General features: G+C 36.0%; 29 protein-coding genes and 2 pseudogenes. 5 read left to right on the top strand and 26 right to left on the bottom strand.

The features are described from left to right. Nucleotides 1-57: 57 nt before the first annotated feature. The 6 genes from C9J29_RS21610 to C9J29_RS21585 form a co-directional block, all read right to left on the bottom strand. Entirely contained in the window at nucleotides 58-894 is an 837-nt protein-coding gene (locus tag C9J29_RS21610) for a D-alanyl-D-alanine carboxypeptidase family protein (protein ID WP_096365451.1), read from the bottom strand. 100 nt (nucleotides 895-994) lie between these two features. Then, entirely contained in the window at nucleotides 995-1,606 is a 612-nt protein-coding gene (locus C9J29_RS21605; protein ID WP_008177182.1) for a histidine phosphatase family protein, read from the bottom strand. A gap of 56 nt (nucleotides 1,607-1,662) precedes the next feature. Continuing rightward, nucleotides 1,663-2,085 carry a DUF3995 domain-containing protein gene (locus C9J29_RS21600; protein WP_174804748.1) on the bottom strand — a complete coding sequence of 141 codons (423 nt, stop codon included), beginning with the start codon at nucleotides 2,083-2,085 and terminating at the stop codon, nucleotides 1,663-1,665. A gap of 100 nt (nucleotides 2,086-2,185) precedes the next feature. Beyond that, nucleotides 2,186-2,692 (bottom strand): TetR/AcrR family transcriptional regulator, encoded by a 507-nt coding sequence (locus C9J29_RS21595; protein WP_043990266.1) that lies wholly within the window; start codon nucleotides 2,690-2,692, stop codon nucleotides 2,186-2,188. A gap of 272 nt (nucleotides 2,693-2,964) precedes the next feature. After that, nucleotides 2,965-3,456 (bottom strand): DinB family protein, encoded by a 492-nt coding sequence (locus C9J29_RS21590; protein WP_008177176.1) that lies wholly within the window; start codon nucleotides 3,454-3,456, stop codon nucleotides 2,965-2,967. 147 nt (nucleotides 3,457-3,603) lie between these two features. Continuing rightward, nucleotides 3,604-5,292 carry an AAA family ATPase gene (locus C9J29_RS21585; RefSeq protein ID WP_107922742.1) on the bottom strand — a complete coding sequence of 563 codons (1,689 nt, stop codon included), beginning with the start codon at nucleotides 5,290-5,292 and terminating at the stop codon, nucleotides 3,604-3,606. A 93-nt stretch (nucleotides 5,293-5,385) separates the two neighbouring features. Between C9J29_RS21585 and C9J29_RS21580 the strand changes: the two genes are divergently transcribed. Next, entirely contained in the window at nucleotides 5,386-5,817 is a 432-nt protein-coding gene (locus tag C9J29_RS21580) for a DUF5301 domain-containing protein (RefSeq protein WP_089987359.1), read from the top strand. A gap of 650 nt (nucleotides 5,818-6,467) precedes the next feature. Here C9J29_RS21580 and C9J29_RS21575 read toward each other — a convergent pair. The 3 genes from C9J29_RS21575 to C9J29_RS21565 are packed head-to-tail and all read right to left on the bottom strand — an operon-like array spanning nucleotide 6,468 to nucleotide 7,718. Further along, nucleotides 6,468-6,782 (bottom strand): YbjQ family protein, encoded by a 315-nt coding sequence (locus C9J29_RS21575; protein WP_008177171.1) that lies wholly within the window; start codon nucleotides 6,780-6,782, stop codon nucleotides 6,468-6,470. A 17-nt stretch (nucleotides 6,783-6,799) separates the two neighbouring features. Further along, on the bottom strand, nucleotides 6,800-7,273 hold the full coding sequence (locus tag C9J29_RS21570; protein WP_008177169.1) for a nucleoside 2-deoxyribosyltransferase: 474 nt from the start codon (nucleotides 7,271-7,273) through the stop codon (nucleotides 6,800-6,802). A 10-nt stretch (nucleotides 7,274-7,283) separates the two neighbouring features. Further along, complete coding sequence (locus C9J29_RS21565) at nucleotides 7,284-7,718, bottom strand: GNAT family N-acetyltransferase (RefSeq protein ID WP_090003305.1); 435 nt, start codon at nucleotides 7,716-7,718, stop codon at nucleotides 7,284-7,286. A 239-nt stretch (nucleotides 7,719-7,957) separates the two neighbouring features. Here C9J29_RS21565 and C9J29_RS21560 point away from each other — a divergent pair, with 239 nt between their 5' ends. After that, a complete protein-coding gene (locus C9J29_RS21560) occupies nucleotides 7,958-8,992 on the top strand; it encodes a YdcF family protein (RefSeq protein ID WP_089987361.1) in 1,035 nt (344 codons plus the stop codon). A gap of 128 nt (nucleotides 8,993-9,120) precedes the next feature. Here C9J29_RS21560 and C9J29_RS21555 read toward each other — a convergent pair whose 3' ends face one another. The 8 genes from C9J29_RS21555 to C9J29_RS21520 form a co-directional block, all read right to left on the bottom strand. Next, on the bottom strand, nucleotides 9,121-9,552 hold the full coding sequence (locus C9J29_RS21555) for a hypothetical protein (RefSeq protein ID WP_107922741.1): 432 nt from the start codon (nucleotides 9,550-9,552) through the stop codon (nucleotides 9,121-9,123). A gap of 270 nt (nucleotides 9,553-9,822) precedes the next feature. Then, nucleotides 9,823-10,245, bottom strand: a complete 423-nt coding sequence (locus tag C9J29_RS21550) for a hypothetical protein (protein WP_107922740.1) — start codon at nucleotides 10,243-10,245, stop codon at nucleotides 9,823-9,825. A 115-nt stretch (nucleotides 10,246-10,360) separates the two neighbouring features. After that, on the bottom strand, nucleotides 10,361-11,161 hold the full coding sequence (locus tag C9J29_RS21545) for a hypothetical protein (RefSeq protein WP_107922739.1): 801 nt from the start codon (nucleotides 11,159-11,161) through the stop codon (nucleotides 10,361-10,363). Between the two features lie 16 nt (nucleotides 11,162-11,177). Further along, entirely contained in the window at nucleotides 11,178-11,873 is a 696-nt protein-coding gene (locus tag C9J29_RS21540) for a DUF4274 domain-containing protein (RefSeq protein WP_107922738.1), read from the bottom strand. 13 nt (nucleotides 11,874-11,886) lie between these two features. Next, nucleotides 11,887-13,548, bottom strand: a complete 1,662-nt coding sequence (locus tag C9J29_RS21535) for a DUF6138 family protein (protein WP_371861938.1) — start codon at nucleotides 13,546-13,548, stop codon at nucleotides 11,887-11,889. A 51-nt stretch (nucleotides 13,549-13,599) separates the two neighbouring features. Continuing rightward, nucleotides 13,600-14,661, bottom strand: coding sequence for a suppressor of fused domain protein (locus C9J29_RS21530; protein ID WP_107922736.1), 1,062 nt, complete (start codon nucleotides 14,659-14,661; stop codon nucleotides 13,600-13,602). A gap of 251 nt (nucleotides 14,662-14,912) precedes the next feature. Then, nucleotides 14,913-15,461, bottom strand: coding sequence for a hypothetical protein (locus C9J29_RS21525; RefSeq protein WP_008181440.1), 549 nt, complete (start codon nucleotides 15,459-15,461; stop codon nucleotides 14,913-14,915). Between the two features lie 567 nt (nucleotides 15,462-16,028). Further along, a complete protein-coding gene (locus C9J29_RS21520; RefSeq protein ID WP_008181437.1) occupies nucleotides 16,029-16,316 on the bottom strand; it encodes a YhjD family protein in 288 nt (95 codons plus the stop codon). Nucleotides 16,317-16,721: 405 nt separating this feature from the next. On the opposite strand from C9J29_RS21520, the gene C9J29_RS21515 reads away from it, so the two are divergent. Then, nucleotides 16,722-17,171, top strand: a complete 450-nt coding sequence (locus C9J29_RS21515; RefSeq protein ID WP_107922735.1) for a GNAT family N-acetyltransferase — start codon at nucleotides 16,722-16,724, stop codon at nucleotides 17,169-17,171. A gap of 722 nt (nucleotides 17,172-17,893) precedes the next feature. Here the strand turns inward: C9J29_RS21515 and C9J29_RS21505 are convergent. The 4 genes and pseudogenes from C9J29_RS21505 to C9J29_RS21490 form a co-directional block, all read right to left on the bottom strand. Continuing rightward, nucleotides 17,894-18,661 carry a GNAT family N-acetyltransferase gene (locus C9J29_RS21505; protein ID WP_008181432.1) on the bottom strand — a complete coding sequence of 256 codons (768 nt, stop codon included), beginning with the start codon at nucleotides 18,659-18,661 and terminating at the stop codon, nucleotides 17,894-17,896. Nucleotides 18,662-19,235: 574 nt separating this feature from the next. Continuing rightward, the gene (locus C9J29_RS21500) at nucleotides 19,236-19,667 is read right to left on the bottom strand and encodes a hypothetical protein (protein ID WP_090003310.1); all 432 of its coding nucleotides are present in this window, start codon (nucleotides 19,665-19,667) and stop codon (nucleotides 19,236-19,238) included. Between the two features lie 23 nt (nucleotides 19,668-19,690). Beyond that, nucleotides 19,691-19,973: pseudogene (locus tag C9J29_RS21495) on the bottom strand (phage portal protein); the annotation flags it as partial. Between the two features lie 2 nt (nucleotides 19,974-19,975). After that, nucleotides 19,976-20,125 (bottom strand): annotated as a pseudogene (locus C9J29_RS21490) (phage terminase small subunit-related protein); the annotation flags it as partial. A gap of 178 nt (nucleotides 20,126-20,303) precedes the next feature. Here C9J29_RS21490 and C9J29_RS25035 point away from each other — a divergent pair. Then, complete coding sequence (locus tag C9J29_RS25035) at nucleotides 20,304-20,432, top strand: hypothetical protein (protein ID WP_255319037.1); 129 nt, start codon at nucleotides 20,304-20,306, stop codon at nucleotides 20,430-20,432. A gap of 359 nt (nucleotides 20,433-20,791) precedes the next feature. On the opposite strand, the gene C9J29_RS21485 is transcribed toward C9J29_RS25035, so the two are convergent. The 3 genes from C9J29_RS21485 to C9J29_RS24830 form a co-directional block, all read right to left on the bottom strand. Further along, a complete protein-coding gene (locus C9J29_RS21485; RefSeq protein ID WP_107922734.1) occupies nucleotides 20,792-21,028 on the bottom strand; it encodes a hypothetical protein in 237 nt (78 codons plus the stop codon). Nucleotides 21,029-21,361: 333 nt separating this feature from the next. Then, on the bottom strand, nucleotides 21,362-21,556 hold the full coding sequence (locus C9J29_RS25030) for a DUF3953 domain-containing protein (RefSeq protein WP_255319036.1): 195 nt from the start codon (nucleotides 21,554-21,556) through the stop codon (nucleotides 21,362-21,364). 88 nt (nucleotides 21,557-21,644) lie between these two features. Then, complete coding sequence (locus tag C9J29_RS24830; RefSeq protein WP_237068897.1) at nucleotides 21,645-21,929, bottom strand: hypothetical protein; 285 nt, start codon at nucleotides 21,927-21,929, stop codon at nucleotides 21,645-21,647. Between the two features lie 1,024 nt (nucleotides 21,930-22,953). Here C9J29_RS24830 and C9J29_RS21470 point away from each other — a divergent pair. Further along, entirely contained in the window at nucleotides 22,954-23,343 is a 390-nt protein-coding gene (locus C9J29_RS21470; RefSeq protein ID WP_090003313.1) for a spore coat protein, read from the top strand. 310 nt (nucleotides 23,344-23,653) lie between these two features. Here C9J29_RS21470 and C9J29_RS24825 read toward each other — a convergent pair whose 3' ends face one another. Both C9J29_RS24825 and C9J29_RS21455 read right to left on the bottom strand, forming a co-directional pair. Further along, entirely contained in the window at nucleotides 23,654-23,740 is an 87-nt protein-coding gene (locus C9J29_RS24825; RefSeq protein ID WP_255250384.1) for a RusA family crossover junction endodeoxyribonuclease, read from the bottom strand. A 250-nt stretch (nucleotides 23,741-23,990) separates the two neighbouring features. Further along, a complete protein-coding gene (locus tag C9J29_RS21455) occupies nucleotides 23,991-24,356 on the bottom strand; it encodes a hypothetical protein (protein WP_008181425.1) in 366 nt (121 codons plus the stop codon). Nucleotides 24,357-24,932 lie beyond the last annotated feature (576 nt).

Here is a 24,932-nt window from a genome sequence, read left to right as displayed (position 1 = left end):
CCTTGCAAACAAGTATAGCTTAACATAAATAGCCAATCATTCGTGAGTTAAGCCCTATTAAAGAGCATCGTAGGCTGTCAAAGCATCTTCGATATGTGGGGGTGGTGTCCAAGCATAACCTGGAGCATTTGTCGTAATGAATAGAAATTTACGTCCATCTTTTTCCATTAATGATGCTAGACATAACCCTGCTTCTGGCGTATATCCCGTTTTTCCACCCAAAATAGTTCCATCCATGCTAGGCATTCTCGTAAATAATGAATTTGCTATTAGCAATTCTGTTGGAACATGTGTCGTGTAAGCTTTCGAAGTAAAAATTTGATAAAAGGTCGGGTTTTCTAATGCATAACGGAGAAGCTTACTCATATCCTGTAAGCTTGATACATGTGCCTCATCATGTAGGCCGCTTGTATTGATAAAATGCGTAGCGTCCATGCCAAGTTCCTGTGCCTTATTGTTCATGTAAGTGACGAATTCATCCTCGCTGCCAGCAATGGCTTCAGCCAGTGTAGCCGTTGCATCTGCACCTGATGCTAGCAATGTGCCGTATAACAAATCTTCAATCGTGACAAAATCTCCTGCATGAAAGCCTGCCATAGAGGCATTTTGAGCAGTATATTTGGCGATTGTTTGAGGTTTGACGATCGTTTGCATTTGTAAATCATCCGTCATTTCAATTGCCACAATAGCGGTCATAATTTTTGTTAATGAAGCAGGATATATGATGGCATCCGCATTTTTTTCATATAATACGTCGCCCTGTTCATTAAGTAGCAAAGCATTTTGACTATGTAAGGACGGCAGCTCAAGATGTGCAAACTCTTGTGTTTTGTTTGTATCATATAAAACGAAAATCACGATAACCAAACAGCAAAATAAGACCCATTTTTTCATAAAAAAACGCCTCCTACACAATTATAATAGGCGGCAATTTTGAATATTCCTTAAGTTTGAATAAAAGCAAAGAAGGTAAGGCTCCATACGCTTTAACCCGTTAATAGATATCTTCGAAATTAGAACAAATTCTTGTCACTTCTTGATTAGCTAATTTAAAAAACACATCTTGAGAAACCTCTAATTTAAGTGCATCTTCTTTATGAAGCCCTGCATAAATCCCCCGTAAAATACGACCCGTTAGACCGTGTGAGACAACGATCACCTTTGGATGATGTTGGATTTCTTTAAGCCAAGAGGACAGTCTGCTCACTACTGCTTCATAACTTTCCCCATCTGGCGCATGGAAATACCAATTAAAAGCATCTGTGTTCGTCAATAAATCTGGCCACGTTTGCTGAATGTCTGACATTTTTAAACCAGCCCATTGCCCAACTGCCACTTCTGTTAATCGTCGATCAAACTCCACCTTATTGTAATTGTAGCCGATCGTTTCACAAAGTATTTCTGTGCTCTCCACGGCTCTTCCGAGTGGGCTTGATATAATTTTCCAATCATGAGCATGATCAATGAAGGTTTTCAGCATTCGAGCATTTTGTTGCACTTGCTCACGACCAAGCTCCGTTAGTGGCGAATCTAGTTGTCCTTGATATCTTCCCTGCGTATTATATTCAGTCTCGCCATGACGAAGTAAGTAAATCATTTGCTGCATTAATTGGTTCCCCCTATTCATTAGCTTACTCTCATCATGTTAGAGGATTCATTCTTTTAAAGCAATAACATGATATAGACTAAGCCCAAAAACAAACATAAGGGGCTGTATAGCTTCGTATCATTTCTAGCAAATTGAGAATGCTTGATTGTTTTAAAAAACCCAACATATTTAAAATCGCCCATTGCTCGTATACTAAAAACAATGGCACAGGCGATACATCCTACTTTAGAATAGGTAGAGGCAGGTAAAGCTGTCATATAACCCCCTTGGACAAGAATGATAACACTCGCTGATAGAAGTAGCAAAGCCACACAGAATGTCCCCCATTTCCTAGGACTGAAAACTTTTTGTTGACTGCCATCTTTAATGGGTATAACTGCTCCAGTCCCCCATTGCCCACCGAATGCCCAATACACATGAATGATACTAATCAACCATAATAGACACACTGAAACTAATGATAAAATAAACATAATCAGTTCCTCCTTTTCCATCAATAACATACGCCACCGTATGTTTAGGGGATAAATAGGGTCCCTAGAGATTTGTTTCACCCTCTTAGAGACATATAAATTTCTATAACAGCAGCTTCACCATTTTCTCTAAATCAAAATGGGGGTTGGCTTCATATCGAGTCATCCAGCCAACATAGGTTAAATAAGCTAGCCTTGCTCGATCGATTGATTGTTCTCCATCCATCCCTTTTTTTTGATAAAGCTTGGCGACACAGTCAATTCGTTGTTCTTCAATTTGAACAATTCGAGTAGCGACATGCGCATCATACTTAGACCAAGCATAGATACCCATTTCTATTTTTTTATCTTTATGAAAGCTTATGCGTAAGAGCTGCTCTAAAGTAGCCCCTTCCTGCTCTATACTTTCAATAATGGCTTTTGTCGCATGTGTTTCCCAATAATCAAGGATGGCATCTAATAGTTCTTGATGATCACGAAAATAATGATAAAAGCTACCTTTACTAATGTTTAAGGATCGAGCTAGTGCCTCGATACGTACTTTATGTATGCCGTCTTCCCCTAATTGTTGTAGGCCTGCTTTTATCCAATCATCTCTCGTTACTTGCATGATCATTCTCCTTAAAAATACGATGGCGTATGTTTCGTCTTATATTACCACCTTATTTTTAATTCTTCAACTTTTCTCTCCTTTATGATGAACATTGATATGATTATTCACTGTAAAGTTGATGGTGATTACACGTGGTAAGATAGCACATACTAGCATAATAGCTATGAGCTTTTTCATTCATTTCCCCCTTTTTTTCGGCATTGTTATTGCTCTGGTATAAAATATAGGAACATCCGATTTGGACATTCCTATTCTCTACAGAATCCTTTTTAACAGTCGTGTTGCCCTGGCCAAACATCCTGCATTTTACTTAGAAAGACGATTTGCCCAATATGATAGGCGTCATGCATGGCTATACTTTTCAGCTCAAGCACTAATGTTCGTTCTCCACGAACCTCTCTATCTAAATCCTCTTGTGCTGATTTTGCTAGTATTTTTTCAAGTTCGCGGTGTACATATAAATATTCCTCTTTCGTTTCCTTCCAATTTTGCAACGTCAAAGTTGGTAAACGGAAAGTAGCATCATTATTTTCTGCCTGCGGTTCATTCTCTGTTTCATCAAGATATCGCACGAGAAGTCGCTTTTTATAGAAAAGTAAATGACAAACTATTTCCCAAATGGAATTCGTTGTCCCCTTAGTTGGTTTCCAAGTCGCCTGTTCAAGCGTAATATCCTCTAGCACTTTTTCAAGCGGTGGAAACCAGTCTTCTTGATCTAAGCAGCTTGTCCATTGTTGCAATAAAAGTGTCTTCACATCCATTTTCTTTTCCCTCCCATTTGGTGTTTAGTATAAGTGACTACGAATATTTGTTTGCTTTTGCTCATCACACTTTACACTAGCTAAGGCTTTTAATTTGATTATCCGCTAGCCGACTTGCTCTAGAGCAGACGTACAACCATACTATCTTTAAAAAGTATTATCAAATAAATTTTCTGCCATGCCCAATAAGATATCATGCTCCTCAAATGTCATCAGCTGTTCTTTTGTTATCGATGCCTGTTGAATTAGTCGGTTTGATTGAATGGTTACCAGTTTTTCAAACAAGTTTCGAATATAACGACCGTTCGAGAAGTTAGTGATGCTTTCAATTGGTATTTGATCTAGCCGCCTTTTCATATGATGTGCAAAGGATTCACCATATTGATAGTCATTATTATGACAAAGCATAGCAAAAATCTCATAGAGTTCCTGTGTACTAAAATTATCAAATTGTACAAAATGATTAAAACGTGATTTAAAGCCTGGGTTGGATTGTAAAAATTCCTCCATAAGCTCTGTATAACCGGCAACGATGATTACTAAGTCATCTCGTAAATCTTCCATAGCTTTTAATAAACTATCAATGGCTTCCTTGCCAAACGCATCTTGTTTATCATTGATCAAGGAATAGGCTTCATCAATAAAAAGAACACCTCCTTTTGCTTTATGGACCACTTCTTGAACCTTTAACGCTGTTTGTCCCACATATCCTGCCACAAGCCCTGCACGATCTGTTTCCACAAAATGACCGCTTGATAGGACACCCAGATGCTTATAAATTTGACCAATAATACGTGCCACTGTTGTTTTACCTGTGCCCGGATTACCAGAGAAAACAAGATGATAGGTAATAGGAAAACTTGTTAAGCCATGATCCACCCGCAAACTTTGAATTTTAATAAAATTGATTAAATTATGTAGTTCCTTTTTGGCATTTGGTAGACCTACAAGGCTATTTAGCTGCATTTGTAGTTTCTCTATCTCCTGCTCGATTTCAGGTGTAATCCGCAGCCGTTCATCATCGATAAATTCGCCACTGTAAATGATCTTTCCTTCTTCATTATAAAAGTCCCCACGTCCATGCTTTTTGCCATGCACGAGCTCTCCTATATAAGAGGCTTGTCCATTTGCATAATAAAGTACCCCTTGTCCGGTCATCGCATCCTCTTTAAATTGCCCCTCCGCTTCTAGAACCCCTTGCCGAGAATAGATTTTCCCTTTACCATGCTTCGTATCTTCAAAAAAGTAGCCATCATATCGGAGCGCTGTCACACCAATGGAAAGCTCCTCGGCTGTCGGTGATTCAGTAGGATAATAGAGCTTCCCTGCCCCCTGCATATGATGCCAAATAAAATCACCCTCGTATTGTAAAAAACCATTTGGATAGTATTGTTTGCCTTTGCCCTTTTTCATGCCATGAACAAAATCACCCTCGTATTGAGGCTGATTTAAATGGGGATATTGTTCGCGCAAAGCTTGATAAGGGGCAATAAGATCCTCTTCATAATATAAAATGCCGTAACCATCCATTAAATCATTCCGGAAATGACCTTCATAATGAATGGCACCGTCCTTATATAAAATGCCATGACCTTGTTTTTTATTTTGAATAAATTCGCCCTGATAAATAAGCTGCCCTTTTAAATACATAATGCCATTTCCTTGTTTCATATGATTGACGAATTCACCCTCGAATAATCGTTCACCATCTTGGTCAAATAATATGCCCTTGCCGTCATAAATATCGTGGCCGAAATCATTTTTTTTGACACCACCTTGATACATGATCGTTCCGTCTGGGTAAAAAAGTTCTTTTTCTGCATGATTATGTGTCATTTTATTGCCTTCCTTTATCATTTCAGTATATGCTCAATTATAGCGTGGATAAGAATACATATGTGCGAATTTTTAGAATTTAAGGAGAAGAGCATGAAAAAAAGATATAAAATACTTCTAGGCATTTTACTACCTCTACTTATTCTGTATATCTCTACAATGCTGTTAACGCGTGACACGGATTTTTCAAAGGAGGTTACGGAACGTCTTGATGTAGAGGCAATTAAGTCGATTGAAATTATTCGTGCCTCAGATGAAAAAACAATAACGATAACAGATGAAGCTGAAATGAATCAAATCATGCAGCAATTAAACGAGCAACCATTAAAAAAGGTATGGTTTACTAAATCTAATTTTAAAGAGGCTTATTGGATCACTTTAGCGATTAATGGCGACCGAGAAGTTGGCTTACGTTTAGATGATGCCGAGCATTTATTCGTTTATTTATATGAAGAAAATTACATGAAGGATTACAAGCTTACTAGTGATTTCGATACGTCATTCATTGAACAGCTTTTTCAATAAAATAAACATAGACACCACTCCATGCTAATGATGTTTCATGTCCATGATATACGTTCAAATACCATTTGAAGGATGTATAAGATAAGGTGTAAACTTTTTACTATTTCACCTTGTATGTTGTTCTTATCAGGTTGTAAACCAAAGGCTTTGACTTTTTCAGATGAAAATGAAAACGGGTACGTACAATTTGAGGTTACTTATGACAACAGAATCGATACCTTTAACAGGTAGGCACAAAACAAGAAAAAGAGAAATCGCAGTCCGATTCCTCTTTTTTGTTTTATCTACTTATATTCCATACAACGATAATTTTGCTGCATAGACAGAATGATCTCAATCAGCTCTACTCTAAGCTTAAGAGGCTCCATTACTTCTATATGAGCTCCTTGACTAAGCAAGTGAATCCACCATATATCCCACTCTTTCTTTCACGCCCAAACTTTAAACAATCTTTACACATTTAGCCTATTTCACCATAAAATTTCTAGTTAATTGGTATAATTGGTACTATACGCCTTCTATCCGAAAACTTCATTCCATAAACGAAATAGGTTGAATTTTTGACATAAATAACAAAATTTTAACATCAAATGACAGAAATGCGGAATAAAAAAGGACTTTAATCCATTCGATTAAAGTCCTCTTACTATTTATTTTAATCTGACAGCAGTGCCATATACTAATACTTCTGATGTGCCATCCATCACGGAAGACGTTGCATAGCGTACGCCAACCACTGCATCTGCGCCTAGTTGTTTGGCCTCTTCCTCCATTGCCTGTGTGGCAATTTCACGGGAGCGCACTAGCATTTCAGCATACTCTTTCATCTCTCCGCCCACAATATTTCGAAGTCCAGCCATCATATCACGCCCAATGTTTCTTGACTGTACAGAATTCCCCTTCACTAAACCTAATGTTTCAACCACTTCTTTTCCTGCCACCACATCGGATGTTGCTAATAGCATCGTTTTTCCTCCTCGTATTACAATTTTTGAATAGCTTCCACAGCCTCTTCAATAGAAGCTGTAATAACCCCATTACGTTTAATTAAGCCAATTACAAATAAATTACGGTAGACAAATTGATTCTCCAGCCCATCTCGTACCAATGCCTCTATTTTTTGCATATTGTCTCGCCCTTGTTGACGAACATCTGTCAGTACACCAATAATAGGACGATTCAGCATAGAAAACGCCCCAATTTCAGCGGCTACACCAGAATCAATCTCAACCCCATCTAATACAGCAATTAATACATCACTATTTTGTAGCATTTCTAAGTCTGCCTGAGCAATCGCTAAACTATCCGCATAAGCTGATTTATCATTGATAGCATCATTCTCCTGCGGAACATATAAGGCAATGCCTGGTACTGCTTCACGAATTGCTGCGGCTAGTTGTTCATTTACTAAACGATCCCCTAAAGAAAATAATCCATTTGCTAAATATGCTTTCATGTTGAACTCCTCAATCTATCGATTTTTCAAAAATGATTTTATGTCTTCCCATTTCATCCACAAATGTGGAAGCAATATCAAAACCATGCTTGAGATTGGTGATGAGCATGGTTTTGAATGTATTTCTGCCATATGTACGAACTTTGTCAAAGCCTAGTGTTTTAATATGTTCATGCTGTTTTTTCATTAATTGGCTAGCAATCCCCTGACCTCGCTTCGTGACATGAACACCACCCAACCAACTATAAAATACACCATCTGGATGTGGATATCCTAGTTTAAAGCCAATGACATTTGCATCCTCCACCGCCAAGAGGCAAAGGAGGCCCTCTTTCTTGGCTAGCTTTTCAACCGTTAGCTTAGCACCATCAAAGACATGGGCATGTAGTTCTTGCAATGAGCCGAGCCAATCATAGGGTAGACCTTCTATCGTCACAATATACATGTTCATCACCTCTATCTGTTTGATAGTATAACAGAAATACTTTACCTTCGTGATACTTGAACAAACAGAGCGAGAGCAAGAATCGTTTGTTGTGGATATACTTTACTAGAAATCAATGCTATGCCATTCCTTCATTGAAGGTCTAAGGCATTCCTCATGCTGAAAGTTAGTTGATTTCAGCTAATAATTCCTTATAATAGAAAGATACCATCCACAACATCACTAGAGGTGTATTTTTTATGTATTTTGGCATTATTCCACTAATTTTATTGTTCATTTTTCTATTTTCTTATTGGAAAGACCCAAGAAAGATGATTAACGGACTACTATTTAATATGTTTGTCTGTTCATTTCTGTTATTCTGCTTCATTGTTTCCTTTTCATCGGATCTTTACTTTTTAAGAATGGCTGTCGTTATTCCACTAATTGCCCTTTTTCTCCTTATTCCCTTTGCAATTATTGCTTTAATGTTTGGCCTATTTTTAAATGCTAGAGTTTTAATGAAACGGGAAGGTAGACGCTTGGCTAATTCATTAACCTTGCTAGTAGCCATTGGCATTTTATTATTTATGCTGTTACCGATAATCAATCCAGCTAGCTTGTTTTCAAGCCATCTCCAACCGATATTTGCAGGGGTATCCCTTATTACATTTTATTTCTTTATCCATTTATCTAATTTCTTATCAGCTTATTTTCTCTATCAATTTAATCGTCCCAAGTATAATCAAGATTTTATCATTGTACTGGGAAGTGGCTTAATTAATGATAAGGTACCGCCCCTGTTAGCTAGCCGCATTCAAAAAGCGATCGATTTCTATCATAGACAAGCTGCAGTAAGTACCCCTCCAACGATCATCTTGTCTGGTGGTCAAGGATCTGATGAGAATCTACCTGAAGCAGAAGCCATGCAAAGGTATGCGATTGAAAAGGGGATTCCCATTGAGCATACGCTACAAGAAAATCGTTCTGTCAATACGTATCAAAACATGTTATTTTCGAAACAAATAATGGACGATATTAAACAAGGCGAGGCATATAACAGTATCTTTACAACCAATAATTTCCACTTATTTCGTGCAGGAATTTATGCCAGACTTGCTGGCTTAAACAGTCAGGGCATTGGTTCGAAAACGGCCTTTTACTATTGGCCTAATGCCATGATTCGTGAATATGTAGCGATTGTTGTTTTAGAACGGAAACGACATATGAAACTGATTGCCCCTATCATTATTATGACCATCTTATTAGCTCTATTCAGCTTTTTCTTTGTCTAAACTGTTGAAAGGAGTCAATACATTTACGTATTTGAATCCTTTCATTGTGTTTATAGCCAGGACTTCTAGATTTTTTTATCTCAAGTAAATGGCGTTTGTTATCGGTCATTCACTATTTAATTTTGGGCTTATTCAGCAGCCTTATACGACCTTGTAGCTGTTTTATCCTCAAAAACGGTCTTAATGCGTTGGCTTGTTCTTAATTGCACTAAAACATTTATTAAAATAACTAATAATGGATGCAGAATAAAGACTATGGCTATTTGAGCATATGAGGCATCAAAATATTCAGCATCCGTATTGAAAAGATAAATATTCAGCACCATAAATACCGTTAATACAGCTATTACAGTGTATCGAATGGTATTTCGAGAGATAATCATTGAGCCACAAATATATAACATTGTAGAAATAAATATGAGTACATGTAGAGTAACGGCTTCATCTATTGCATATGAAACGGGTATATCAGAAGTAATCAATAACCGATAAGCGAAAGCCCCTAGTAAAATAAACGTGCCAAACAAAAGTAATAGATTAGAAATTAAACTTTTTCTCATGTTCTCACCTTTTTTAAAAATTTAGGTTGTTGTTTTGCTTTTAAATATCCCTTTATAGAGAGATGCAATATTGAATTTGTAATAACAACAGTAGATGGCTAAAATTATCAGTTTATTTCGTGCACTAAATAAACTAGTGGCACCAATTGCAGACAATAATAACGTAAGAAACACATACGCTTCCTGTAGTGGCGCTGTTTTAGGACTTGTATAAAAACAGAATCACAAAGCTTTTAGAATCTCACTTTACAATAGTAAATGGTGGACTCTTTATTTAGTTACCTTTTCTAATATGCTAAAAAAATCGTTATCGTTTACCATGGTATAATTTTCTTCCGTCCTATTAACGGTCAATGACCTTTTTTCTGAAACAAGGTACATAGTATAACCTGTATTTAATGAAATGGTGATTCGGTAATCGTAATCAACTGGATTTATAGTTGCTTTATCAAATTTTGCATTCTGAAAAGCTTGTAAAAGCCTTTTTTGCGTTTCTTCTGGAATTTTAATTCGTGTATATATATCTTCTTTGTCTGTATCTACGGTATGAATGGTTATAGATGGATTTTCAACAGTAAAATTAGCGTTCTCTAATACGTCTGTTGCAGAGTATCCTCCGTCTTTCTTTGCAATCAAAAAGCCAATAGCGATGACGATTATAAGTAAAGACAAAATAATTTTGATTTTTTTCATATAGCCCCTCTTTAATTGTAATGACGTGAACTTTTGAGTCATATGTAAAAGGTATTACAGCTCTGCTGACGCCATTGCACGAACCATTCTATATTCATTGCAAAAAAGCTTCTTTTTATAAATAAGAGCCAAAGTAGAAATTCACTTTTTCTTCTGAATAGCCGTCCTGACCTCTCCAAGTTGCCATAGACATAAAATCAGTTCCCCGCCCGCGTTCCTTGCGATAATCGTTTGTCGATTCTAGTAGGCGAGCATACCCCCATATTTCCATAACGGCATCTCGCTCATATTGATTGGACTTGAAAACATCCTTCCAACGCTTTTCTAATTGTCTAGCAGCATCCATATCTTCACAGGACTTTATAGCCTCTAGCATCTGTTTGAAAATCTCTATATCTGCCTCACAAACGATTAATGACTCTTGTTCTTGTATTAAACATTCAAGATCGAGCAAACAATACACTAGCCAGTTTAAGCGAACACCTCCCCACTTCACTCGTTCAAAATTAAGGACATTTAGATCTTCGTTTATATAGTTTTCATTCGACATTATTTTATGTTCATTACAATAGCCACAGGCACTGTAGGATACTAACTCTTCAGGTCGCTCATGATACGTATGGATCGGTAGTTGTGCAGTAAGAGCCCAGCTTGATAACGCACTCCGTAAATATACTTTACGGGTCGAGAGGCTGTGCAAAAAAGCCTTCACCACAAGATCCTTAGTTAGCCTGTCATCATGAAGCTGTCGCAGTCTTTGTATACATTCATCATGGGAAATCGTTAAACGATCAAACATCAAGCCCATCCTTTTCGCATACTGAAAATCCTCCTCTGTATACGTATACTCCCCATCTCTCCATCTACCAGATTGCCAAAATGTTTGCATTAAAATTTTCTTTGCCTTTTGATCCATTAAAAATTTCCTCCTACTAAAGTTCTAACTTGACCTGTAGTTTCTCCGCCATTTCTCTCCACTGCTGCTTCCAAGGCAAGCCATCCAGTTCCTCTTCTGTTTGCGCGAGCCAATAATCACCCTCCATTAACTCAAAGATGTTCATAAAGGTTATCACCGCACATACTGGATTGTTTAATGCCTCTATCATCGGCTCTGGCCCATCATCCCAGTTGTAATGATTGACAATGGCATGCAAAATAATAGACGAGGAAACCTTGCTAATTTGTTGACACATCTTCTCGAGATTTTCTTCATAAAGGATGGTATCCACTTGTCGCTGTTCTTCCGAATTCAAGGTCAATCTGATGGCGCCTGGTGTATCCAACAATAAATCGGCTATTTCGCTTTGCGCTCTTGCGGCATACCAGGCAGTGGCTGTCATTCCTTCTGTAGCCTGTAAAGAAATGCCTCTAGCAAGGAGTAATGAAATAACTTCTTTTCGCTTAAATTTCACGGCTTTTTTAAGTGCTGTATCACCCAGCTTATCTCGTACCTCCAAGTCTATATTTTGCGCAAGCAGAAGCTCAATCCCTTCCATTGACATTCGATTTGTGATGAAAAGCATTAACGGTGTTCTTCCTCGCGCATCGCGTTCATTTACATCCAGCTTGCTCACAGCTTTTCGCACAGTCTCCAGATTTTTAGATTTGCTAACCTCCGCCCATTCCATTTGGCTTCCCCTCCTAATTGACCCATTGTTGTAATTTTTCTAGCACTTCCTTCCTTTCTTCTTGTTTTATACGCTGCGCAAGCTTCTTAGCACCGCCAAATATTCGGTACAAAACAAATTCACGCTCATAGCTTTCTTTCGTTTCTAACTCCTGAACAAGTGCCTTTAGTAGTTCTACTTCCATATTTTCAATCCCTTTTAGCGGCTTTGCTGATTCATTAGCACCAAGAAGAATGCCTACAAACACAGGAATAAGCTCTACCGATAAGACGTGAGCTTCAATAAAAGCCTCCCCATAGGAATCCTGTACAGACTGATGCTCAGAATCGACCAGGGTCATGTAGCTTTGCACAAGCGGAAAATAATCCTTACTATATAGCCCTAAGCCCAAAACCGCATAGGTTCCAGGCATGGCTGATTTTTCACTTGGCTCTACATCCTGGTACCATGCATATTCCTTCATTGCCACCTGAGCATAGTCTGCTAATAAAGGAAAAAGGCTAGGATAAGCTAGGCAATTAGCAAAAAACTGATGAAGCTTCGATTTGGCTAGCTTTTTAAGCGGAAGGAAATTTTTCACTTTCGTCTTTAAAGTCATTTTATAGCCCTTCGGAAAGCCTTCCTGTAAAAGATGAATGATATAATGAAGCGCTTCACGATAAGCCGCTTCCTCTTCCTTTTTTATTTGTATATCAATCGTTTGCAAAATATCATTTGCTCTCCCCTCAATAAAAGCACTTTTGCACTTACTTTCAAAACGACCACTTCCATTTCGTAAATACTCTGTTGCCTGCTGTGAGCCAAGCTCTTTAGCTAGAGTAAGGTATTGTAAACGAGTAGCTGGTTCTTTATAACCGATTTTGACCGCCACATAGAGAAAGAAATCTAGCTTTTCCTGCTCCATAGAAGGTTCTATGTCTTCGTTTTTAAGTAACCACTCATTGGTGTAATCATCTGTTTGCTCAAAATAGCTCTTTAAAAAGTGGTCTTCTGCCCAATGTTTAAAAGCATTTGTAAAATAATAGCTCCACTGATTTAAACGCTCTTTATTCGCCAGATGTTTTTCCTGTAGCTGACGAATAATCGGTTCGATCTCCTCTGCTGTTTGTTGGAAAAAATGTGGATTGACTAAATGCTGTGCTAAGAAAAACTCATCATTGTCGCTTGGAAGCACAGGAAGCTCTGCCATAACTTTCGTTTCCATAAAAGACGCTAATTCATGTTTCATGAACGCTAGCTTCTGAACATTAAGCAGCTCCTTTTGAAATGCCCACATCGTCTCACCATACTCAAATTCAAGCAACACCTGAAAATGATAATCAAAAAATCGAGGACCATATGACTGTGCCTGAAACATTTGCTCCATCTTCGTACATAAAACCGAAAAAAGATCCTCCACATAGTTTTGTTCTATAATTTCCTGTATGTATGTCCCTGCATCCACCTTATAAGCACTATCACTCCAGCTAAATGGTTCATAGACATCTATACAAATAGTCCCGTATTGACTTTTGCCTTTTTTCCATGTGATTTTTAAATAGTTAAAGATACCTGCTTGTAGTCGGCTTTGATGTTGAATACCATCAAGACGTTTACTTTCTTGCTGATAGACTTTGGTAAGTTGATCCCACACATCCGCTAAAAAATATTGTATAGACTGCTGCATCTGCTCCATCCTTTCTTAGAGAAAAATCTCTCGCCAAAAAATATTTAGCGAGAGATTACCTTATCCGATTGTTTTCACAACCGCTCCTTCTTGATTCTTTATATGTGTTTTCATAATTTGGAAACTTATACCTTCTAATGAAGATAGGGCAAACCGCTTTTCTTGCGGCACTAAATTTTGACTTAACTCCTCAGCTGCCTCTTTGTTCAATGTAATGGTAATTTCCTGTTCATTTTCCTGATAACCCACTTGATGATCTGGTTTAAATACTATAGTTAAATCTTGACCGACTAAGCTAAGATTTCTTTCCTTTACTATTCGCCCACGTAATAATTTGCCGATGACATCTGCCTGCTTCGCCCCTAATTGAATAACATGGGATTGTTTGTTAAACCAGCCCTTTTTCCCTACCTGCCAAGCCAGCTGATCGACAAATAAAAAGCCTGTACTTGAACCATCTTCCATCATTCCTCGCTCTACCGCCTCTACAATCTCAGGGCTTTGTAATAGTGAGGGACGTGTTAAGTCCGTTATATAGCTTGGAATTTGGTTAATACCAGCCTGTAGTACACCAAGAGTTTTCCATGTCTGCATTGCTTCTAGTTCATCCTCTGTAATGCCGACCATTTGGATAAACTCCACCTTGCCATTCGGCGTATCCATTTCAGCAAGCTCAGGATCATGCGTAAAGGCTAGCGCTGTTAATTGCGTATCAGCATCCAGACAGATCGGACCATTTGCATCTAAATAATCACCCGCTCTAAAAACATTCCCACTATTAAAAACATATCTACCCATATTCTGTAATAGATTCAACGCCCACGCTGGTGGTTCATCCTCCTCTTCGGAGCGCACTAAGCGAAACGTCAATTCAAATCCATAACCACTATAGTCTTTATTTTCAAGCTCTTTTTCATATAGTTCCGAGAACCCATATGTGACAAAATGCCAATGGGGAACTGGAATTTCACTTTTATAGGCACTTATACCATCCAAAGGGTCTTGTCCACCTAATGAATAAGGAATCATGGTGCCGTAATGCTTTGGCTCCTGCTCCCCATGTACCTGTGATACAGCTTCATCAATCGCATCCCAGCCTACCGCCATAACCTCTTCACTCATTTACGTTTCCTCCTTGCAATTGTCGCTATCGACTCTACTAACCTATTCATTATGATACCAATTTTATGGTAGCTCATTAACAGCATTAGGACTCATTTTCACTTATCGTGCAACTAGGTTTATTTTCATTCTACATGAGGAAAATATTACTAACGCAAAAAAATCAGGCCATCTTCTGGATTCCAAAAAGATTGCCTGAATAGCCTTCTATTCTGCCATTTAAATTTATACGTTCTATCAATCGGAATAGGTTAGCCATACATCATAGCTGGCTCACGCACAACATGTAAATAATCTGCCAGCTTCCCTACAAATACTTGCTCTAAATATGGTAATTGTCCTAGGCAGTGAGGCGTCATTAATGCTGGATTTTGATAAATCTTTAAACCTCCCACCTTTAATAGCGTCGCTACAAACTGGGAACAAAAATAAGCGCGTTCTCTTCTTACCTCCTTTTGCATCATCACGCCAAAAAGCCCGATAAAGTTGTATTTATAACGATCTCGATTCCAATACATATAACGCACGATTTTAGCCATTTCTAAATATTGATAATGAGAAATTCTACAACGATAAATGACACAATCCGCTGACTCAAATAGCCCTCTTTCCGCATCCTCTCGCAAAAAGCCACCACTTAAAGGATTGTTTAATTGCCTACGTCCAAAGCTAAACATTTCGTATAGCCTCTCATCAAATGCGATTGACGCATGATTCATCTCTTTACCAGTATACATACCTATCGCTTTCGATAATAATGTCCCTGTTTTAGTTAATACTATGTAAATCGTATGTGCCACTTCTTCACCTACTCCAATATTCTTTCTACAACTACCAATACGTTTTAAAACTTCAAATGGTTTCGTGAATTTCCTTTTTTTATAAGTATATACTATAAACTTAAATATTTTCTTAGTAGAACCTGAAGAATTTCTTAAGATTTAGTTTTATTTACTAGTATTTTAAGTTAGTGAACTATCATTAAATCAACGTTCTGAAAATTTTATTTTTGAACTACCTTTATTTATATGCCGTTAATTGTATTCTTATGTGGGGTACAAATGGGGTACAGAAGATTTTTTACTGGGGTACTTGGGGTACAGAAAAATAAATGGACAGATAACTAGAAAACGATAATAATAGTCACTTAGTTTTCCTGAATGACTAAATATTTTAATTTCTTTATATATTTATTACCCTGCCAACGGCTTAGAAAGCTGTTTATAGATTTTCTAGTTTTGATACATTTCTATAGAACCCTATCCTACAGGCTCACTAAATCTTTCTCTCTATTTATCTACTTTTATATTTATTTGGGCACCAGTTGAATTCTATACTAACAACACCTACCCAGTATTGATACAATTTTATTGTATTGCATTTGGAAGGAGGAATTCTGCTGTAGCTACATACACATCACTAAAATACTCGTCAATCTTTTCTACTTTGAATAATCTTATTTTCTCTTTTGCCAACAACCTTTTTGAAACGTAATAATCTTGGCCTATGTCTTTTAATAACTTATCGAGGATTGGTAAATAACCTTTACTCATTTTTAAATTTTCTATTACTGAGAAATCACGTTGCAATGATTGAACTGCCATTTCTAGAATTAAAAATTCATGAAATAGTCGCCGTTGCTCAGGATTCGACATACAACTCCATCCCCTCGATAAGAACATTCGTTTGTGTAATTACATAACAAACGTTCGTATTTTTACGAGTGTTAATTTATAGAAGTAAAAAAAGCACAGAATCAAACCTCAAGAGTTGAGGAACGGATTCTTCTTCAACTGACGGAGCAGGTTAGTGAAAGAAGGTGTTATTTTCCGCTATAGACAATGGTATAATTTGGGTAGGAGGTGAGATAAATAAGTCTTATTCTTTTTGCTTTTGTATTTTTACTATGAGTTTTCTTTACTAGGGAGTTGTTTTATTAAAGTAACGGTGCAGGTTAGTAAATAACTTAATGCAGTTTAGTTTAATAAGAACGAAAATGATTAGAATTAATTATGCTATAGAGCTGGTCAGTTATAATTTTATAAAGGAGTTGTGAGAAGTTGAAATATCGTAAAGCAAATGTCGATGATATTGATAAATTGGTCGAGTTAAGAAAAAAGCAATTAGTTGATGAGGGGATAGAACCTAATTTAGATATTGATAGAGAACTATTTGTTTTCTTTAAAAATAAACTAAGTGATGGTACTTTAATTCAATGGCTAGTGGAAGATAATGAAGAAATTATAGCTTGTGGTGCAGTAATTTTTTATGAATTTCCACCTTGTTACACCAATAAGACTGGAAAAAAGGCTTATATCACAAATATGTATACTAATGAAAATTATCGTGGGCAAGGAATCGCAACAAAGCTGTTAACTAAATTAGTTGATGAAGCTAAGATTTCAGGTATTTCACAAATCTGGCTTGGGGCTTCAAAAATGGGTAGACCAGTGTATAAGAAGTTTGGTTTTATGGAAACTGATGACTTTCTAGAATTAAATATTTTTTAATAATTAAAGCCCATTACCAATTAAGGTAACGGGCCCGTAATGTTAAGCGCTATGCTGTACAATGCTGATCTTCAAACCTTCAAAATCTCCACCTGTTAATGTGCCAGTGTCAAATTTATCTAGGTGTGACTTATCAATAATTTTTTTATCTACTGCTTGTTTGCTTTAGTTGTATCGTTAGTGAATTCATTGTGCCATCATCCTTTTCTGTTGGTTTCTGTGTTTAAAAATGATTGAACCGATTCAAGTGTCAACATAGCCCCTTGACCGTTTCCTCCTGGTGCTGGCTCCGATGTAGGTTCAAGCGGGCTCTGGATTAGGATTACCTTCTCCTACAAGCATCTGAATATCTTAAGGTATAAAAGTTTTTAGGTTAAATGGATTGGGTTTCATGTTTTCCTTCTTGCCCAATTTAGTTATTCGATTGACTAAATTGTTCGAAAATATTTTTGTGCTCGTTCTTTATAGCGTCTACGAGAAAAAAGACAAAAATAAAAAAAGCCACTCAAAATGAATGGCTTAATCACAAATTTATCATTAACTTCACATACGATAAATTTGTAAAAAACTTGGATTAGATTAACCGTATAAACTTAATAAGATAACAAATCTACAAAGCATGTTTTTGAAATGTAAGATTGTCCAAATTACCCTATTATAAAATGAAGAAGTTTAAAATCTTTGTTGCATAAAAGTGCCCTTTTGCTTAACAAGAAAACTATTTATTCAAAAACAACCATTTCTCCGATTTCTATAAAACCAAATCGCTTATAAATATTTTTCCCATCATTGGAAGCCTGTAATACAACCGGTTTTTGTTTATCCTTTGTTTGATTTAGAAGAAATTGAAACATTTCACTGCCATGTCCTTTACCTCTAGATGTTTCTTTTGTCATCACATCATAAATACCATAACTATCTTTGCTTTCTATTAATAAACCGGTAGTTACAGCCATTTCGTCTATACAACCAATAAACATTTGAACTTCTGAACCTAATTTTTTTAGTGAAAACTCGTTAAAATAACTTTTTAGTGCCTCTTCTTCTGGTGTACCTTCAAATAAGCTCTTAAATACCTCTATATATTTTAAAAGATCTTCATTATTTTTCACACTAGTAATCATAAGTTGATGGGAAATTCTTTGACCTATATTAAGAGTATTTTCAAGTTTCATCATTACATTACGTTCTGCTTCTTTTAGGTCATATTCTTCCATCAGGTCTTGCCAGCTTGCGTTCAAATACCGAGAGTCAATCCACGTACTAAAGGGATATTCTTTAAGAGTCATACTTTCGATGCTACTTCTAATGTTAAATTCATTTTTTATCTGTGAAGATTTCGGCAAAAGTATATTAAATGTATCCGTGGGTATTTCTGTATTCGTAAAAATGAAGTCCTCTTCATTGATAAGCTTTCCATTAACTGTGTGAGTGAATATTCTTATTTTTTCTTCAAGATTGTTTATAACTAATTGTTGATCTGCAATCATTTCGTTGCTCCTTCCAATTAAATACAGCGCGCGCTCTTTTTATTATAGAAGCAATTCATTTAAAATTAAACATTGTTCACATTTTTTATATCCTCCCATAATTTTCAGAAAACTTAAAGCACACTTGTTTATTCAATCACCCTTCACCACTAAACTGTTGTCTCCATTCCTCAAAGCTTATGAATGGCACTGTGACCCTAGGCGGTTTCACCTCTTTGTAAGCCTTATTTAAAGCTTGTTTGTAGGTCAATCCTTAAGCAGACATGTAAGCTTCAATTAGAGTAGCTAATTTCTTTTGGTAAGTATCATCCATGTAATCTCTGCCTCGTCTGTACTCAGGGAGTTTGCCATTGATCATGTAAAATTGTATGGCAGCGACACTGAATATCCATCGATGCTATGCCCCAAAGCCGTGGAGCTTTTGATTTCCACTTGCCATAATGATAATAGCCGTCTTTATCAGCTCTTTGCCCGTCTAGCTATCTATGAGACTTGCGAACTGTAGTATCAAGTGATGATATCCACACCTTGGTTAGCCGTGCTGTCTTGCTAGCCTGTTCCTCAATAGCCAAATCTACTTGTGATCTAACTCGACCACCCTCTGTACGAGCAACAAGGATAGCTTTCTTCCTCGTTCATCCCATAGCTTGCTCAATTCGTATTGCCATGTCTGTATAACCATTTCCTCGCCAGTAGACTGTTGTAAGAGGTAAGCTATCAATAAGTATCTCTCGATGTAAAGACGCTCCAGTGACGCTTGTATGAGCTTAATAACTTCTTTATAAACAGCATTTAACTGTTGAGCAATTAACTTCATCTCTTGATTAAAGCGATTGTACTTGTTAACGTCAATCCAGGTAGCTTGGCCGTTCTTACCAAACTTACGATGCCCCTCTAACATATGAGCGAGAATAGACTTTAAACTTCTTGCAAATACAACTTCAATATCCCTCTCTGCTTTAGCTCCCAGTTCATCTAAGATTTGATTGATTTCCTGTTTATTCATGACTCATCAACTTCTTTAGGATCAAGAGCAGTAATGAACTTTCGCTCCATTGTTTTGCAATTGTTCTCGAGCCGCATAAGCTTATACTTCATTGCCACACCTGTAGAATTACCTGCAAACGATTCATCACTGAAGTTCACGCTTTTGGCTATACGCATGATGTTCGCTTCTAAGCGATTCAGGTGTTTCTCGATCATTTGATCATTAACATCTTTTGTTAGATATTTAATGTCATCATCTTCACCCCATCAATTCAAAGATGCCAGTTTGAGCAAATTTCTTCGCATCTTCGTCATCCATCCCCATACATTACCTTTCGGAGCTCCTGCTTTATTCGGGGTACTCCGTTCATCTGATTGGAGTACTCCATTAAGTTTCTCATTCCAATTATCCTTTGATTTCCATGAACCATTTGTTTTTTCTGGAACACCAAACATTTTTGCAATTGCTCGATTTGTATCTCTTGCTCTAGCCATCTCTCATATACCCCACCTCCATCATTTGTTTTTAAACCACCTAAAACTAGTTACATTCTTTCTCAGAGTCTACTTAATATAAAAAAATAGATTTTAATATATAACCAGGTAATATTTTTCCAATTCGCAGAATATAATTAAATAAGGAGGTGATAGTAAAATGAAAAAGAAATTAGGTATGATTTTATTAGTTGCTGCACTTTTCGGAGCTGCTGCTGCTTCTACAGCCCCTACTGCATCTGCTGCTCAGTGTTACTGGGTAGGGAAAGCTTGGATATGTGATTACTAAAAGATAGAGATCAATATTAAAAAGTATTTTTTTATTTTGCCACAGTAATAGTGGCTTTTTTTAATTAAAGATAAACTGCTTTCTCATATCTCATACATCACCACCTCCAACAAAAAATGCTACCACCCTGAAAGTGATAGCAAGATTTATGTATTTTGTTCAGATTTTTTTATATCTAATAAAGCTCTAACTATAGTTTGTAATCTAATTTTTCTTCAACCGTATATTTTGGATATACGTTATACCACAAGCGTAGTTAAGGTTACTATAAACAGTGATACAGATATTAAAGATACTACTTTATCAATTTTTGCATCATTTGCTTTAAAGCCCATTCTAATCGCTGCATATCCTACTACTTAAGAAATAAGTATACTAATCCCTAAACCAAGAAGTGAATTAATTAAGTTGCTATTATTAATATCTTTTTCTATTGTCTCATCCATTAATTTTAAATCTTCATAACTAAATTCTTTCCATTTCACTTGTAAGTGAGACTTCATAGTATCACTATCATAAATATCAAGTTTAGAATAGGGTTTAAAATATTTTTCCATACCCTTTGTTTGCAACAATAATTTATAATTTCTTTTCAATCTCCACCTCCCAACCAGTCTTAAACCTGAGAATGAAATATATGTAATACCTTTTTGCTCTTAAAACCACACCAAACTCCGCCCTCTCTACTCATAGCGTTTTGGCTGTTGATGTAGTTTTCAAAGCAAAAGAAAAAGCCTCCATCCTAAGATGAAAGCTTTGCTATTGTTTTTGTCGAGTTAGCTCATTTGCGACTCGTGGTAGAGCTGCACCACGTTATATTTGTAAAGCGAATTGTGTTTTTATTTATAGTGCGTATCCGCGCACTTTGTTGCTCAGTTAGTTTGACTAAAAGGTAAGTGGACGAAGTTCACATAAAAACCAAGCCATATTTAGAGCAATATGAAACTCTGAATTGACACAAATACTGAAAATAAAAATATCGCAATTAGTAGCCAACCATAAACTTTTCGCTCTTGTTGAAATTCTCTAATTCCCCAAATTAACATTACTAACCCTAAAAAGAAAATCGTTAAAAAATTCAACTGGTAATTCTTTGTGATAAGTCCATAAGCTGAGAGTTTCACCCCACTATTATTTTTAGAATATGTTAAAAAGAAATATAAAATTGGATATAAACCTATTTTGGTTATAGAACAAACCTGCGCTATTAGTTTAAGGATCAAGTCTTTTATAAAAACTAAAAAGAAGCAGCCTTTCGGCTACTTCAACATTTGTTTCAATATGTTGTTTTCTGACCCTAAATATTGTTGTACTAGATAACCCCATATGTTTACCAATTACCCTCATTCTATCCCCGTCTAGCAATCTATGAAGCACTTCAACCTCTCTGTCACCTTGTACTAACAAAATACGTTTTTGCACCTCTGCAATCTTTTGCTCGTATTCCTTAATCCGATAATTTAGCGAATAAACACGTCGTTGTACCTCTGTAAACACTGGATCACTCGTCCCACCACTTACCTTTGGTAGTGTAGCTTCAATACCATACATAGCTATTTTAGTTCGAATATAGCTGTTGTTATCGATTTAGGCTACTGGCTGCCTTGCTTCCTCGATTGTTTCCACCATCCAACGATAATTCTCAATCCACTGAAGTAAATCTTCGTGAACACCATCAAAGGGCATAATCCAATTCGAGCTGTAGCGTCTGCAAACGCTGCGGCTTTTCTATTTTGGACTGATCTTTTATTCATCATCGGCCACAAGCTGTAATGCTGAGTGTTTTAAATATGAATCATTTCCTCAAAGTTTTCAGTAACACTCGTGTACATTTATTGATCTTAATACTTACTATAAGTTTCATGTAACCCAAATTTAATTGTTAAAACTAAAATCGTGTTATAGGATTACTATTGTTAAAAAACTATTAGAAAACATGATTTAAGGAAGAATTTTTTATGAATGACAAACTAATTAAATATTTATCTATTTTTGGTGGTACTACAATTATCGCTTTAGCTCTAGCGGCTTTTTCCTTATCGACCAAGGTATGAATAAGGAATTTAGTGAAAAAGCATGGTCAGATACAAAAGAATAAGCAATACAAGTTACAGTTGAGCATTTTAAAAAGGAAAACAATATCAATGTTACAATAAATGAAGTTAGTTCTTCAGGTGAATATGCGACAATGAAGTATATATAGAAGGTCATGTTGTTGGTAATGAGAATAAGAAAAAATCAGCTGTTGTAGATACTTCTGAAGAAAATTACCAAGTAAAACACTTTTAAAGAGCCCATTGAACAGTTAACTTTATTGTTAGCTGATCTTTTTATTGCACATTTTTTCATATTGTTCAGTCAATCTCCATGCATATTTGAAATTAATAAACCAATCTCACCTTTACTATTATCTTTTAATGACTTCAGTCCAGAAACTATTCTTCACTCCACCTTCCTTTTGGTCCAAACAACTGTATTCGATATGAATAAAATATTGTATAGAAGAGGAGGTGAATATAAATTGGCATCATTTGAAATTGGAGCGAGAAGTCTTTTTAATTTTCGAAACGAGCGCTTTTTCCTATTAGTTGAAGATGAAATTACAATTCCAGAAAAAGGTGTGGAGATTGATCCAGTTAATATCTATGAGATTGACCAGCAAACTTTCAATTTTATCAGAGAGGAAGGAGATACACCTGTAGTTGTACCACGTTTTAACCTTCCTCCTGTACCACCTGGATTTAAATTAGAACGAAAATGTATTTTTACAGTCGATAATTCTTATTTTGTCATCTATGATTTAGAAAATGGCACTGATAACAATGTTTTATTAAGAATTAGTGCAGCTTTATTTAACTCATTAAGAAATTCTGGTGTTCGTGAATGCGTTCCTCAAGATTTCATTAATTAATAAATAATCCAACCTTCAGTAAAATTATTATCATCATATTTAAAATAATGTTCAGCAAGATTCCTCCTTCCTTGCTGAACATCTTCTTTTAACTACCACCTTCTTCTTACCTAACAACCCACCAGCTCTTGGCCCAATCCGTCCCGCCAACACAAGGTCCATAACAATTAAAGCTACATTAGCGTTACTGATTAAAAACCTTTGAGCTATCTTGTTGATTAAAAGCCCTAGTTTCAAAAGTGCAATATGCTTTGCTGTAAAATCAAACTTAACCGTTTCATGAGCATCACCAGTAAACAAAATGTATTTTTCATTTAATCGTCACCTCTGCTCTAGACTGCTCTGAATAAAACTTCCGTACATTCATCTCAACTATTTGTGAATCATCATTCCAAATGATTTTATTGCACTCACCCTTAATGTTTTAAATCAAGTTATCGAGATCCGGCTTTTTAGTTGGACATAATTCACCACTAGCTAAAAGCTTTCTCTTTGGCCCTGTACAAAGATTCTGTGGTGGCGAATTCTGAAAAATAAAATATTTGCAATGTTTGCAATTTTATCCTAGCTTCTTTAATACGATTTTTCAGCTTGGTTATACTGTATTAGTAATAAAAAGACACTCCTTCATAGGAATGTCTAAACATTTATCTATAAATATCTAATAAATTTAATAAGTACATTTCTGTTTCATTAATCGAAAGCATTATTTCTTTATGCAGTTGATCCTCCATACTATCTTCAGAAATAAACTGTAAGTATTTATTTACTTCTACAAAGAATTTTTCAAACTCTTGTAAGAATTCATCAATTTTTTGATCGCCAGGTGTTACAGATAGATAAATAGTTTTGAATAAATTAAAGTCACTATATGCATTACTTAAAAAATAGATAGCCAATATTTTATCGCTAGTGACGTATGATTTTACAAAGGTCAGATTTTGTTTTAATTTATTCAATGAATTTATAAGATTTGTTGTTTGTTTTATCATATTTGCAGTATTACTATACATCTACTAACCACCTCCAATTTAATAATAAGCAAAAAATCACCAAATTGGAATAATATTCTGCATTTTTCATCTTTTAAAAACTTTATAGAAACTGCCATTGAATGAAGACATCGGTCCAAACACCAATAATCAGTAATACAAATACCCATCCTACCAACTGGATGTAGATTTTTAATAATGGGCTTTCCGCAAATCCTCTTGAAAAGGGGCTCACCTTTAAAACATCATGAGGATATTTCAACATTATATATGAAAAACTGCCAAAAATGAACGTTACCCATACAGCGGTCATGAACATTTCCTAGTGTCACTCCTAAACATCAAGATTCAACAATCGCATACTTATTATATTGATCCCCCTACACTCTTGTGCCATCGATGCTATTATGTCAAATTCCTCATTTAAAACAAAATAAAAATGAGCTCGATCAAAACGTGAGCTCATAGACTTCTTTAAACTAATGGATAATAAGGTTCGTAAATGGGATGCCAATAATATGGGGGTCTAACACCAATACTCGGTGTAAACCAGCTGTAATTTAAATAATGAATGTTTAATTAATATACGTTATTTTC

It is taken from the genome of Lysinibacillus fusiformis (genome assembly GCF_003049525.1).
GTDB classification, from domain to species: domain Bacteria; phylum Bacillota; class Bacilli; order Bacillales_A; family Planococcaceae; genus Lysinibacillus; species Lysinibacillus fusiformis.
Note: the sequence above shows the minus strand (reverse complement) of the source record. Positions and strands in the feature narration are given on the sequence as shown.